Here is an 11,957-nt window from a genome sequence, read left to right as displayed (position 1 = left end):
GAAGCTCTTAGCTGCTCCGGAGCGCGGCAGCCGTTTCCACGCCCAGGGCAAGGAGGTAGGCACCAAAACCATGCGGCGCCCGGGCCTCGGTCCGTCCGGAAGTCAGCACGCGTGTGCTGTCCGTTGCCATGACGGCGAAGCCCCTCCTCCGCAACTGGTCGACCAGGGCACTGTCCTCGGAGGAGCGAAGCGGCGGGAACCCGCCAGCCTGGCGGTATGCCGAGGCGCGCACGCCGAGGTTGGCCCCATAGACATGGCCGTGCCGTTCCTCCAGCGGATGCCGCAGGCGCCACCTGCGCAGAAGCTCCGGATCCATCCCCGCGGAGTCAGGCTCCACGGAACCCAGCACCACATCCCAGCCGGCGTCCGCAAACTCCAGCTGGCGCACGAGCCAGTCCGCCGGAACGCGGGAATCGGCGTCCGTATTTGCCAGCCAGGTGCTTTCAGAATTGTCAGCGTCCAGCAACGCTGCTGCTACCCCAGCCGCGCGGCTGGCGCCCGCATTGCGGAACCGTCGGCGTAATACCCGCACACCGGTGTTCAATCCGTCGGTTGACTCGGCGAAGCGTGCGGCGATCTCCGGTGAACGGTCGGTGCAGTGGTCCAGGACCACAGTGATTCCCACAGCTGCCCAGGGGCGCTGTTGCACCAGGGTTTCAGCCGCGGGCCGGAGCGCGGCAAGCGCGGGGCCCAGGTGGTGCTCCTCGTCGTGGACTGGTATCACCACCTCCACCCGGCTGATGACCGGTCGGGAACTATCCGGCGTCATGCGCGGCCTCCCGCCACGGGTCACCGGCAGCCTCGGGCACGATGAAGGTTTCGAGGACAAAGTCCCGCTCCCGGTAAATGCCCGCAGTCGGCCACCGCAGCTGGCTCCGGGCCAGCGAGTGGACGGCGTCGCCGTCGAGCTCCCACCCGGAAACCGGATGCCGCCAGTGGCAGAGCAGCAGCGTTCCGCCCGGGGCCAGGGACGCGGAGATCCTGGTGAACAGCTCCGCCAATTCCGCGGCCGCAAGGTAGTAGCCCATCTCCGATACCACGATCAGGTCGAAGCTGCCCTCCGGCCACTGTTCAGGGAGGGTCAGCTGCCGGGCTTCAGCTCCCGGATACCGGGCGAGCCGTTTGGCGGCCCGCCCCACGGCGGTGCCGCTGGCGTCCACGGCCAGGAGCCGGGCGCACCGCTTGGCCAGCTCCTCACTCAGGGTGCCGATCGAGCAGCCGGCCTCCAGGCCGGCGTCGTACTTCTGTTCAGGGAGCGCGGCGAGCGTCAGGCTGCGCTTGCGCTGCTCGTACCAGCTGTCCTGGTACCTCCACGGGTCCTCGGCGCCGCGGTGCAGGGCGTCAAAGACGGCCTCGGCGTCCCGGGCGCTCCGCCTGCCGGTGACCGGCGGCCACCAGGCGAACACCTCGAAGGGCCGGGAGAAGTGCGCAAGAAACTGCTCCGATAGCAGGACCTCGTCGCCCGGCAGGTCAGAGAGCGGCTGCAGCTGGGAGGCATGGGTGCGCAGGGCCTCGCGTTTGGTCAGCTGCTCAGCGGGGCCCAGGGGCAGCCTGACCCAGTTCCGCCAGGCGGTGTCCTCAGGCGTGGCCCACAGCCAGTACCAGATGGGGTACTCCAGCAGCCCGTGGCCTCCGGCTTCGGCGGTCTCAGCCGCCAGGACCCCCAGGGTGTCGTGGTCGAGGTGCCCGTCTCCGCGGTACGGGGCAACAATGACCAGCCCGCCGGCGGCATCTGGCCTTCCAGCATCACGGCGCCCAATAACGTCCGCGAGGCGTTTAGCGATGACATCCCGGTGTTGAGCCAGCCCGCTGTCCGGGAGGTCCAGGAACTCCCACTGGTCCGCCAGCCCGAACGCGCCCATGGCAGCCGCGAACTCCTCACGGCGGACCGCGGCCAGCTGCTCCGGCGTGGTGGTGGGCGAACCGGGGTGGGACGCCTCCCCCGCCGAACACAGCAGCACCTCAACGTGCGCACCGGCGGACGTGAGCCGGGCCAGCAGCCCTCCGGCGCCGAGGGATTCGTCGTCCGGGTGGGCAACGAGGACGACGAACTCCATTCGAGCCAGCTCGGCCGAGTCCAGCGGGAGTTCGCCGATCGTGTCCAACCCGCTGCCTTCCCAGTCCGCTTCGTCCGTGCCGGCATCCACGTGCGAGAACGTCACCATGCGTGTTCCCCTTGGAGGGTAAGTGCGCCCAATTGGGCGTCGTCACGCGTTGCGTGGTGCTGCCGCACGTAGAGGGACAGGTCCGCCATGCACTTGCCGTACCGTTCATCGAAGGCAAGGGGCCCGGGCCCCAGGTTCTGGCTCACCAGGAGCTGGACGCGTTCGACGGCGGCCGCAACAGTCCCCCGGACACGGAGCGCCTCGCTCCACCCGCCAACGGCCCTGGTTGTGCCCCCGCCCTGCCCGCCAACGGTGCCGCCGTCGGCCGGTTCCGCGGCGGACTCCGTGCCCACCTGGGCGGCACCGGATTCCGGGTGCGCCTTAGGGGCGCCAGCCATCGCGGCATCCACGGCCTCAGCTGCGCGTGCGAGGTACTGGACGGTTGAGGTCAGAATCCGGTCCACTTCGCCCAGGGCGGCGAGTGCAACCTGGTCGGGCTCGCGCTGGGACCTCGCTCCCCGCTGGAGCGCGGCCTCGAAGTGCCGGCCGAGCGCCACGGCGCCGCCCAGCCAGCACGCGGCAACGCCCATGCCGCCCCACGCAAAACCGGGGCGCTGGAAGTACCAGCCGTCACCGCCGAGCGGCACGGCCGGCACCCCGTCAAAGTGGACAGTTCCGCTGGGGATCTCGCGCAGTCCGCGGCTGGTCCATTCCGGCACATCGCACGTGACGCCGGCGGCCCTGAGATCTACGGCAAAGGCGGCCCGGCCGCCCGTGGCGGTGTGCGCTGTCACCACGGCGTGGTCGACGAACTGGGCCAGCGAGCACCAGGGCTTGGAGCCGGTCAGCTGTACGCTGCCGGATGTCCCACTGGACTCTGGCTCGGCATGTGCTGTCCCGGCGGGGGCTTGCCCGGCGGGTTCTGTCCCTGCGGGGGCTTGCCCGTCAGCTGTCGCCGAAGCCGGCGCGGCCGTCAGCCGCGTACCCGGGCCCTCGGCTGCATAGACACCCCACGATCCGGTGAAGGATCCCGGCATTCCCGCCTGGGACAGGATGGCGCCGGCGTCCAGGTGGGGCTCCAGAATCCGCGCGGCCGCCACGTCCACCGCGGCCACGGAAGCCAGCAGTTCCCAGAGCCGGGCTGTCCGCCCGTCACCGGGCTTCGGCGCTGAACGGCCGGCCTGCTGGGCGATGGCCAGCAGGGCAGGGACGTCCCCCACTGCCGAAGCAACCCTGTCCAGCAGTCGCTCAACGTCCAGTTCAGGTTCGGATTCCGGCCGATGTCCCGCTTCAGGCGCAGCTTGGGCTTCAGGCGCAGCTTCGACGGCGACTTCCCGGGACGGCGCCGGGCTGAAGCGGACAGGCTGCCATTGGCGGTGCGGAGCGTTCATGTATCGTCCGCTGACGGTTGGGGGCACCGGGTCATGTCGCCTCTAATCCCGTTCCGGTGCGGTCACCGATGCGGAAGCCGGCATCACTTCCGCATTCACCATCCAGGCCAGCTGCTCCAGCCGGGTGATGGCCTCGTGCAGGAGGTCCGCGCTTGTTGGATCTTCTTCATCCACGTCATCATGGACATCGCGGATGGTCCTGACCGTTTGTTCAAGCCTCGCGGTGATGAGCTTGACGGTGTCCTTCGTGACGGTCAGGCCGGCAGGGAACTGCTCCAGCCGGGTGCCCGACGAGACGGCGGCGCTCCGGCCGTCCGGAAGTGCATGCAGCGAACGCATGCGCTCGGCCGTCTGGTCGGCAAGCAGCCGGGCGCTGTCCACGATTTCGTCCAGCTGCAGATGCAGGTCGCGGAAGTTGGTGCCCACCAGGTTCCAGTGCGCCTGCTTGCCTTGGACATGCAGCTCGATCAGGTCAGTGAGCACCTTCTGAAGATTGCCGGCCAGAGTCTCAGATGCTTTCATGTTTTCCTCCGCTGCCGTCGCCTATGCATGATCATCCTGGCCGGCTGGGCAGCCGGCCAGGATGATTCCCAGCATACTTACCTTTCGGGCAGGGGTCTTCGCGGCACGGGGATGTGCCCTAGCGGCCGGAGGGCCAGAGTACGGTTGCCTGCAGCGCTTCCAATGGCACGCTTCCGTAGGCCCGCGAATCGATGGAGCCCGCCCGGTTGTCACCCAGGACGAAGACGTGCCCGGCCGGCACGGTGACCGGACCAAAGTAGGTGCCGTCGATGCGGCTGTGATCGATGCCCGGCTCGGCCTGCGGAACCCCGTCCACCACGAGCACCGAATCCTCGATGGCTACGGTCTGGCCCCCGAAGGCAATTGCCCGTTTGACAGCAGGGCTCCCGTCCTCCGGACTTGTGAACACCACCAGGTCTCCGGCCTTGGGCGAACCAAGCGCAGGCCCGGGTTTGAACATCAGCACCGTGCTGCCCTTGGGCAGTGCCGGCTCCATGCTTTCCGAACTGACCGTCACGGGCTCCACCAGCCAGAGGCGCGAGGCCAGAAGGACAGCGGCGAGCAGCACCGCCGTCGTGATTGTCCTCCCCCGAAAGCCCTGCCGGGCGGATCCGGCAGGACTGTGGGTGGCGGCAACGCTTTCGGGGGCCGCCTGAGACCGCGGGTCGGCCCGGTGCGCCGCTAGCCGTCCCATTGGGGCAGCGCCGCCGTCATGGGATCGTTAGGATCGTTGTCATCTTCCTTCAGCCCCACCCGGAACTGCACCATCATGTCGTGGTCCTCATGCGGCAGGTTATGGCAGTGCACCATGTAGCGGCCCCGGTGGGGACCGAACTTCATGAGCAGCCGGACCGTCTCGCCCTCGCCCACGTAAACGACGTCCTTGGGCCCGAGCTCCTGGGGAAACGGCGCCCGGCCGTTGCGGCTGAGGATCTTGAAATCCACGAGGTGTATGTGAACCGGGTGGAACCAGCCGCCGGACTTGTTCTCGATTTCCCACACCTCGACGGCGTCCAGGTCAACGTCCGCGGCGACCTTCTTATAGCCGCTGGCTATGACGTCCTGCCAGCTGTCGTCGTCGATGGTCCACATGTTGGTGACGTCGTTCCGCTTGACCCGGAACTTCCGGACCTTGGTGGCATGCTTCTCGGTCATTGCCATGACCTCGTTCCCGGGTGCCAGCTGTGTAGGTATCGTGTTCCAGGTGGGGTCGCTGGTGTTAACCGCGTCCTCAATGACGTCGAAGGCCATCACCTTGTTGGTGAAGTCGTAGTCAACGTTGTTCGGGTTGGACAGGTTGCGCAGCTCGATCCGCTGGCCGGTCTTGTACTTGCGGAAATCGATGAGCACCTCGTAACGCTCTGCCCCGGCATGTCGGTAGTTGGCCACTCTCTGCGGTGTGGGGACCAGACCGCCGTCCGTGCCCACGATGATCAGCGGATCGCCGGTGCTCAGCGTCAGCCGTACTGAGCGGGAAATGCTGCAGTTCAGCACCCGGAAGCGGTATATGCGCTTCCGGACCTTCATGACGGGCCACGGCTTGCCGTTGACCAGGATGACGTCCCCCCACAGGCCTGAGTGGGTGTTGTCGTCATATCCCAAAGCGCCATTGGCCGCGAACATCGCGTCGGAAATGATGAGGGGCACGTCGAAGTCGCCCTGCGGGAGCAGCTGCCGCTCCATCGGGTCGTGCATGTGGTACTGCCCGGCCAGGCCGGAGTACGCGTTCTGCGCCGTGAAGTGCACGCCGTGATCGTGGTACCAGAGCGTGCGGGCAGGCTGGAAGTTCGGGTAGTGGTAGTCCTTGAAGAACCCGGGATGCGTAACGTCACTCGCGTACCCGTCGAACTGTGGCAGCGAGGCTGACCCGTGCAGGTGCGTGGACGTGGCGAGCACGTGGCCATCATTCGGGTGGGTTGCGGGCAGCTTGTTCCTGACCCGCACCACTGCCTTGGTGCCCTGGTCCAGGCTGATCGTGGGGCCCGGGAAAATCCCGTTGTAGCCCAGGATCGGGGTCTTGAGCCGCGGCAGAATAGACGCCATTTCGGCCTTCTCGGTCACGGTGTAGTAATTGACGGGTTTGCCGTCAGCGGGGTCCACCCCCGTAGAGTCCGGCGCCAGCTCCGGAGGCTTCACGAAAGCCGCCTGGAACGGCTTGGGCATCTCTGCGCTGCTCAGCCGGCTGACAGACTTGGCCTCCACCTCGCCCCGCGGGAGCGAAAACACACCCGCTCCGACGGCGCCGAGGCCACCCAGCAGCAAAACATTTCGTCTGGACACGGTCATTACCGGGCCTCCTTCCGATTGGGTTCGAGACCGATTGGGATGCTTCAAGGATGTCCCGGCGTGGTTGGAAAAAACCGGACCGGGCTGGGATGGGTGGGGGTTCCAAGGGGGCACCCCCAATTGGGCCCCCTCAAATCGATGGTCTAACTCGGCTACTCCACCGGAAGTGCGCACCATCCCGGCCAGTGCCCGGGCTGGACGGGAGCTTTGGCCCGCGCAGCCCCTGCATCCCATCTGTTTTATCCGACTTTTATCCAAGGTGGAGCATCCACTGTTGTCGTGGTTGGGAATCGACTTTCCGGCCTGGCCTTGAAGGTACTGGGGGCCACAAATCGAGTGTCCACAAGGAGTCTCAATGTTCTCGCAATCTGTACGACCCAAGATGCCCGACGGAGCCAACCGCTCCGGGTCAGCGCACCGCAAGTCCACCACCACTCTCGGCCGCTTTGCCCCGGCCGTTGCCGGCGCCCTGCTCGCCGCCGCCCTGTCACCCCTTGGCGCTATGCCGGCGAACGCCGCAACCGGCGGGATGGGTCCCGTCGACTCCACCGGGTTCCCCACCTGGTATTCGGACGGCAGCGTCCGGCTCCAGCTTTGCTACGAGGCCGGCAAGGGCTGCCTCTCCGAACCTCCGAACCCGGACCAGCCCGCCTCCTACCCGGGCAACTTCCCCGAGGAAGCTTTTTGGTTTGCCGCGACCGCGGACGTCGGCACAATTGGCAGCTATGAGGCCGCCTTGGAAGCTGCACACGTCAACGGTCCGGTCGTGCCGGGCGAGCAGATGGGCTTTGCCCGCCTGCGGTTCCGTTTTGATGGCCTGCGGCCCAACGCGCAGTACACCATCACCCACCCCTACGGCGTTGAGACGATCACGGCTGACGCTGACGGGAGCATCAACCAGACGACCGACGCCGGCGCTTGCGCACCCACCGACACGGTTGCCTGCGACTGGGCCGGCGTCGGTACAGCCTTCCTGGGCGACTTCGGCCGGGGGACCACGGCAACATTCCTCACGCAGGTTGGCGCCCCGGCCGGCACACTCGGCGACATCAACACCGCGCGGCCTGTCACCGGCGCCCCCTCGGGCATCAACTCCGTGACGGTCGCCGGCCCTGACGCCGGCGGGCCGGGCATCAATACCGTCACCCAGAGCAATTTTGCCGTCCAGGGCCTCATCGCGACCGACTCCGTCGGAGGTCCCAATACCCCCGATCTGGCTGCAGCCAGCGACAGTGGCCGCTCCAACTCCGACAACATCACTAACGTGACCGCGCCCACCATCACGGGCACGCTGCCCGCGGGGACCGCGGGTCCTGTTCAGCTGATCGTGGACAACGGCGCTCCGAGGGCTACCACCCTCACCGGTTCCACGTACTCCCTGAAGCTGGCGCCGCTGGCCCAGGGCCCCCACACTGTGCAGGCTGTTGCGGGCGGACTCAACTCCGGGACCCTCAACTTCACCGTGGACACCACCGCCCCGGCTGTTGCGGTAACGGCACCGTTCCCGTCCACGCCCAGTCTGGACAACACGCCGTCGCTTAGCTTCAGCAGCAGTGACCCCCAAGCCAGGTTCGAATGCCGGCTGCAGCCCACCAACCAGGCCTGGGACACCACCTGCGCGTCGCCGAAGACCTGGGACGCACAGGTCAACGGGTTCTACACCTTCGGCGTCCGCGCCACGGATGCGGCGGGCAACGTGGCTATCACCAGCCGTAACGTGCGCATCGGTACGGGCACCGGTGTCACAAGCGTCCCGCAGGACTTCAACGGCGACGGACGGGCCGACCTGGTTACACGGGACTCCAGCGGCGTCCTCTGGACCTACCTCGGCAACGGCTCGGGTACCTTCCCGACCCGCACCAGGGTCGGTGCCGGTTGGAACTCCATGAACTCTATCAGCGCCACCGGGGACCTCACCGGTGACGGGCGTGCTGACCTGGTGGCCCGCGACTCCAGTGGAGTCCTCTGGACCTACCGCGGAAGCGGCTCCGGCACTTTCCCGACGCGGATTCGGGTCGGAACAGGCTGGAACTCCATGAAGAACATCAGCGCCGCCGCTGACCTCAACGGCGACGGGCGGAATGACCTGCTGGCAGTCGACGCCGGCGGCGTCCTCTGGAGCTACGCCGGCAACAATGCGGGCACCTTCCCGTCCCGAATCAGGGCCGGCGCGGGTTGGAACGGCATGGCCATCAGCGCTGCTGGCGACCTCAACCGTGACGGCAAGGCTGACCTGGTTGCCCGGGACTCCCGGGGGATTCTGTGGTCCTACCTGGGCAACGCTGCCGGCGCGTTCCCGACGCGGGTCAGCGCTGGTGCAGGCTGGAACGCCATGAACGCCATCAGTGGCGCCGCAGACCTCAACGGAGACGGACGCGACGACCTCGTAGCCCGGGACACCAGCGGAGTTCTCTGGTCCTACATGGGTAACGGCGCCGGAACGTTCCCGAACCGCGTCAGGGTCGGCGGTGGCTGGAACATCATGAGCGCACTCAGCTAGCTGCTGAAGTACCGCACCAAAATAGGCACCGCCCTCGTACATCCAGTGCGAGGGCGGTGCCTATTTGTGTAGGCCCTAACGCACCACAGCCAGCGCGAAGCCGTCCCAGCCCTTGGACCCCACGGTCTGGATGACAGTGGCGTCCAGCCGGCTGTCTTCCCCCATCATCGTTAGCGCGCCGATGATTCCGGGGGCGTTGACTTCATCCAGGGACGGGTCCAGCGCCACCCCCTCCCACACGACGTTGTCCATCACGATGCTGGTTCCGGCCCTGCCCAGCCGCACTGCCCACTCCAGGTACTGCGGGTTGTTTTCCTTGTCCGCATCGATGAAGACGAAGTCGAACGGTTCGGCTCCTTCGTCTTTGAGGGCCGCGAGAGTGTCCAGCGCCGCGCCTGTCCGGATCTCCACCTTGTGGCCCAGGCCGGCCGCGTCCACGTTGGCCCGGGCCACTTCGGCGTGTTTGGGGACGTATTCGCACGTCACCAGCCGGCCGTCGTCGGGCATGCCTTGGGCCATCCAGATGGTGCTGAAGCCAGCCAGGGTGCCGATCTCCAGCACCCTGCGGGCACCGGACGCCTTCACCAGCAGCTTTAGCAGCTTTCCGGCGTTCGGTGTCACCTCGATCGGGGGCATCCCGGCCTCTTCGGCGGACCTGACGGCGCGTTGGACGGCATCGTCGGGGTGGACGACGACGTCTGACAGGTACTCTTCTACGGCCGCCCACTCGGGCCGCGGCTTGTGCTCAAACATGGGCACAGTCTTCCAGCAAGCGCCCGGCCGGGCTAGGCTGCCCTGGCCAAGCGTTCTGGCCGTCAGTCGCCCTGGATCAGGGCATCCTCCAGGCGCTCGACCTTCGCGGTGAGCTCGCCGGAATAGCCGGGCCGGATGTCGGCCTTGATCACCAGGGACACCCTGCTGCCGAATTTCCCCACGGCCTCGGTGGCACGCCTGACCACGTCGAACACCTCGTCCCATTCACCCTCGACGGTGGTGAACATCGAGTCCGTCTTATTGGGCAGCCCGGATTCCCGAACAACCTTGACGGCGGCAGCCACGGCGTCGTGCACGGAGGCGTCCCCGGCACCCGCCGCGGCGTAGGCGGGATCAGCGGGAATTCCGGAAGGGGCGACTGAAAATGCAAGCAACATGCATCCAGTCTGTCATGGCGGAATCTGCCGCCCGGAGAGTGTGCTGTGTCATATTCGGCGCTACCAACGGGTAACGGAGTCAGGCTGACACTGCGTTGCTAACCTTGATTTCATGAACCTCGCAGTAGAGCGCAAGCCCCTTCGTGCTGACGCTGCACGCAATGTGGACAAGATCATTAATGCAGCCCGCGAGTGTTTCCGGCAGTACGGCCCCGATGTTCCGCTGCAGACCATCGCCGCCACCGCGGGAGTGGGTCCGGCGACGCTGTTCCGGAATTTCTCCGACAAGGAGCAGCTGGTTTTGGCGGCCCTCAACCGCCAGCTGAGGCTCAACGTGGACCCGGTTATCGACGTCGCCCTTGCGGGCACCGATGCGGCCGAGGGCCTGTTCCGGGTCATCGACGCCGTGATGACCGCCGCCAGTGACAACGCCAACCTGCTCGGCGCCGTCGCCGGGCGGCGGGATCTACTCACCGGCATTACCGGAAGCCTTATTGAGTCCGTTGGCGTGCTCCTGGACCGCGGCCAAGACCAGGGCACGCTGCGGGTGGACATCTCCCTGACAGACATGGTGCGGCTGCTGGCAATGCTGATCGGAGTGGTCGACACCATGGAACCCGGATCCGACGCCTGGCGCCGGCCGGCCGCCCTTGTCGAGGACGCCATCCGCGCGGAGCGTCCCGCCAGGCCGCTGCCTCCGCAGGTGCCGCTCCCGGCGTCACAGTTCGAGTAGCCGGAAGCGCCGGGAGAGCGACCGGCGTATTCCGTACACCCGGCCAGCACAGTAAGCTATGCACACCGGTGGGTTAGGAAGTCAGCCTCGGGCATTTCCATATACGGAGCACGCCATGTCATTCCTTGCATGTGTTCAACTCAGTCCGGTCGCGTCATCATGAACCGCTCACAGCTCTCGCATTTCATGAGGCACTCAACGGATCCCGAAACAACTTTGACCGCTGCTACCACCGACGAACTCGGCATCCTCGTTGACGCGCTCTACCGCAACCTCGACACGCCGACTCCTGTGTACGGCGCGCAGGACTGGTATGACCTCGCCACCGAAGAGCTCGCCAGGAGGTCCGTGCCGGCTGCCCCGGACGCCCGCGGAGTTGCCTAAGCCCAAACCCGTTACCTGAGCCCACCCCTGCTAGAGGGGCCCCCTTCCCGGCGCTTAAATCCCGCTCACCCGGACTTCGGGATCACCGGCGCGGCTCGGGCCGGGCGGACAGTGCGTGGAGGGCGGCAGCCAGGCATTCGCTCATCGCCTGCAGCGCGATCAGTTGCGCTTCCCGCACCTGGGGCTTGGGGGCGTTGATGCAAATTGCCTCGTCCGCGGCCTGGGCCAGCGGGTTCGGGGCAGCGCCCGTGACAGCCCACACGGTGGCTCCGGCGGCCCGCGCCGCCGCTGTCGCCTCCAGCAGCGCATGCCGGTGCCCGCTGGCCGAGACCGCCAGGAGAACGTCGTCGGAACGGATGTGGGCCCGCACCTGGTTGGCGACCTCTTCCGCGTGCCCTTGGGCGATCTCGACGGCACTGACGGAGGCAGCCCCTGCTGCTGCCGCTCCCGGGCGCAGGGCGATCACCGAAAACGGCTGGCGTTCACTGGCATGGCGCCCCAACAGTTCCGCGGTAAATTGCTGCACCTCGGCCGCCGAACCGGCACTTCCGGCCGTAACCAGACGGTTCCCGGAAACCAGGCGGCGGGCAAGTTCCTCGCCCCAGCCGGCCAGACGCGAGGATTCGTTCCGCAGGCAGGCCACTGCGGGCCCCACCTGCCGCAAGTGCTCGAGGACGACGTCCACCGGCGCCTTCATTTCGAACGGCGCGTCCGTGGCACGGGTGCGGGACAGTCTGCTGACGGCCTTCATATTTGCAACTCCTCTACCTTTAGAGCATACAACGGCTGTGATGCGCACCACTTAGAACCCTGCGCTTGGCTTTGGCTGGGGTGTCACACATCTACTTGAGCTCGTTGATTTACCAAAAAGGGCCGCTTCGGGGC

At 66.9% G+C, this 11,957-nt stretch carries 12 protein-coding genes; 3 read left to right on the top strand and 9 right to left on the bottom strand.

Annotated features, from left to right (window positions below):
• Positions 1-7: 7 nt before the first annotated feature.
• The 6 genes from ACHMXB_RS19650 to ACHMXB_RS19625 form a co-directional block, all read right to left on the bottom strand.
• On the bottom strand, positions 8-769 hold the full coding sequence (locus ACHMXB_RS19650; protein WP_395401161.1) for a glycosyltransferase: 762 nt from the start codon (positions 767-769) through the stop codon (positions 8-10).
• Positions 756-2,165 carry a PIG-L family deacetylase gene (locus ACHMXB_RS19645; protein WP_395401159.1) on the bottom strand — a complete coding sequence of 470 codons (1,410 nt, stop codon included), beginning with the start codon at positions 2,163-2,165 and terminating at the stop codon, positions 756-758. Before ACHMXB_RS19645 ends, ACHMXB_RS19650 begins: the two co-directional genes overlap by 14 nt.
• Entirely contained in the window at positions 2,159-3,496 is a 1,338-nt protein-coding gene (locus tag ACHMXB_RS19640) for a hypothetical protein (protein ID WP_395401157.1), read from the bottom strand. Before ACHMXB_RS19640 ends, ACHMXB_RS19645 begins: the two co-directional genes overlap by 7 nt.
• Before the next feature lie 42 nt (positions 3,497-3,538).
• Positions 3,539-4,018: a Dps family protein gene (locus ACHMXB_RS19635; RefSeq protein ID WP_395401155.1), complete on the bottom strand. Its 480-nt coding sequence runs from the start codon at positions 4,016-4,018 to the stop codon at positions 3,539-3,541.
• Positions 4,019-4,136: 118 nt separating this feature from the next.
• Positions 4,137-4,712, bottom strand: a complete 576-nt coding sequence (gene lepB, locus ACHMXB_RS19630) for a signal peptidase I (protein WP_395401153.1) — start codon at positions 4,710-4,712, stop codon at positions 4,137-4,139.
• Entirely contained in the window at positions 4,700-6,304 is a 1,605-nt protein-coding gene (locus ACHMXB_RS19625; protein ID WP_395401151.1) for a multicopper oxidase family protein, read from the bottom strand. Before ACHMXB_RS19625 ends, lepB begins: the two co-directional genes overlap by 13 nt.
• Positions 6,305-6,659: 355 nt before the next feature.
• Here ACHMXB_RS19625 and ACHMXB_RS19620 point away from each other — a divergent pair, with 355 nt between their 5' ends.
• On the top strand, positions 6,660-8,804 hold the full coding sequence (locus tag ACHMXB_RS19620; RefSeq protein WP_395401149.1) for an FG-GAP-like repeat-containing protein: 2,145 nt from the start codon (positions 6,660-6,662) through the stop codon (positions 8,802-8,804).
• A gap of 75 nt (positions 8,805-8,879) precedes the next feature.
• Here the strand turns inward: ACHMXB_RS19620 and ACHMXB_RS19615 are convergent, their stop codons facing one another.
• Both ACHMXB_RS19615 and ACHMXB_RS19610 read right to left on the bottom strand, forming a co-directional pair.
• A complete protein-coding gene (locus ACHMXB_RS19615; RefSeq protein WP_395401147.1) occupies positions 8,880-9,557 on the bottom strand; it encodes an O-methyltransferase in 678 nt (225 codons plus the stop codon).
• A gap of 62 nt (positions 9,558-9,619) precedes the next feature.
• On the bottom strand, positions 9,620-9,955 hold the full coding sequence (locus tag ACHMXB_RS19610) for an MTH1187 family thiamine-binding protein (protein ID WP_395401145.1): 336 nt from the start codon (positions 9,953-9,955) through the stop codon (positions 9,620-9,622).
• A 112-nt stretch (positions 9,956-10,067) separates the two neighbouring features.
• Here ACHMXB_RS19610 and ACHMXB_RS19605 point away from each other — a divergent pair, with 112 nt between their 5' ends.
• Positions 10,068-10,688, top strand: coding sequence for a TetR/AcrR family transcriptional regulator (locus ACHMXB_RS19605; RefSeq protein WP_395401143.1), 621 nt, complete (start codon positions 10,068-10,070; stop codon positions 10,686-10,688).
• 216 nt (positions 10,689-10,904) lie between these two features.
• The gene (locus ACHMXB_RS19600; protein ID WP_395401141.1) at positions 10,905-11,072 is read left to right on the top strand and encodes a hypothetical protein; all 168 of its coding nucleotides are present in this window, start codon (positions 10,905-10,907) and stop codon (positions 11,070-11,072) included.
• A gap of 82 nt (positions 11,073-11,154) precedes the next feature.
• Here the strand turns inward: ACHMXB_RS19600 and ACHMXB_RS19595 are convergent, their stop codons facing one another.
• Positions 11,155-11,823 (bottom strand): SIS domain-containing protein, encoded by a 669-nt coding sequence (locus ACHMXB_RS19595; RefSeq protein WP_395401139.1) that lies wholly within the window; start codon positions 11,821-11,823, stop codon positions 11,155-11,157.
• Positions 11,824-11,957 lie beyond the last annotated feature (134 nt).

It is taken from the genome of Arthrobacter sp. UC242_113 (assembly GCF_044054585.1).
Taxonomy (GTDB): Bacteria; Actinomycetota; Actinomycetes; order Actinomycetales; family Micrococcaceae; genus Arthrobacter.
The sequence above is the reverse complement of the archived record's forward strand: the minus strand, read 5'-3'. Positions and strand labels throughout refer to the sequence as shown.

What these genes read in the sequence shown, in the direction of transcription:
- ACHMXB_RS19650 (WP_395401161.1), bottom strand. Translation starts at nt 769, where the DNA reads ATGACGCCGGATAGTTCCCGACCGGTCATCAGCCGGGTGGAGGTGGTG.
- ACHMXB_RS19645 (WP_395401159.1), bottom strand. Translation starts at nt 2,165, where the DNA reads ATGGTGACGTTCTCGCACGTGGATGCCGGCACGGACGAAGCGGACTGG.
- ACHMXB_RS19640 (WP_395401157.1), bottom strand. Translation starts at nt 3,496, where the DNA reads ATGAACGCTCCGCACCGCCAATGGCAGCCTGTCCGCTTCAGCCCGGCG.
- ACHMXB_RS19635 (WP_395401155.1), bottom strand. Translation starts at nt 4,018, where the DNA reads ATGAAAGCATCTGAGACTCTGGCCGGCAATCTTCAGAAGGTGCTCACT.
- lepB (WP_395401153.1), bottom strand. Translation starts at nt 4,712, where the DNA reads ATGGGACGGCTAGCGGCGCACCGGGCCGACCCGCGGTCTCAGGCGGCC.
- ACHMXB_RS19625 (WP_395401151.1), bottom strand. Translation starts at nt 6,304, where the DNA reads ATGACCGTGTCCAGACGAAATGTTTTGCTGCTGGGTGGCCTCGGCGCC.
- ACHMXB_RS19620 (WP_395401149.1), top strand. Translation starts at nt 6,660, where the DNA reads ATGTTCTCGCAATCTGTACGACCCAAGATGCCCGACGGAGCCAACCGC.
- ACHMXB_RS19615 (WP_395401147.1), bottom strand. Translation starts at nt 9,557, where the DNA reads ATGTTTGAGCACAAGCCGCGGCCCGAGTGGGCGGCCGTAGAAGAGTAC.
- ACHMXB_RS19610 (WP_395401145.1), bottom strand. Translation starts at nt 9,955, where the DNA reads ATGTTGCTTGCATTTTCAGTCGCCCCTTCCGGAATTCCCGCTGATCCC.
- ACHMXB_RS19605 (WP_395401143.1), top strand. Translation starts at nt 10,068, where the DNA reads ATGAACCTCGCAGTAGAGCGCAAGCCCCTTCGTGCTGACGCTGCACGC.
- ACHMXB_RS19595 (WP_395401139.1), bottom strand. Translation starts at nt 11,823, where the DNA reads ATGAAGGCCGTCAGCAGACTGTCCCGCACCCGTGCCACGGACGCGCCG.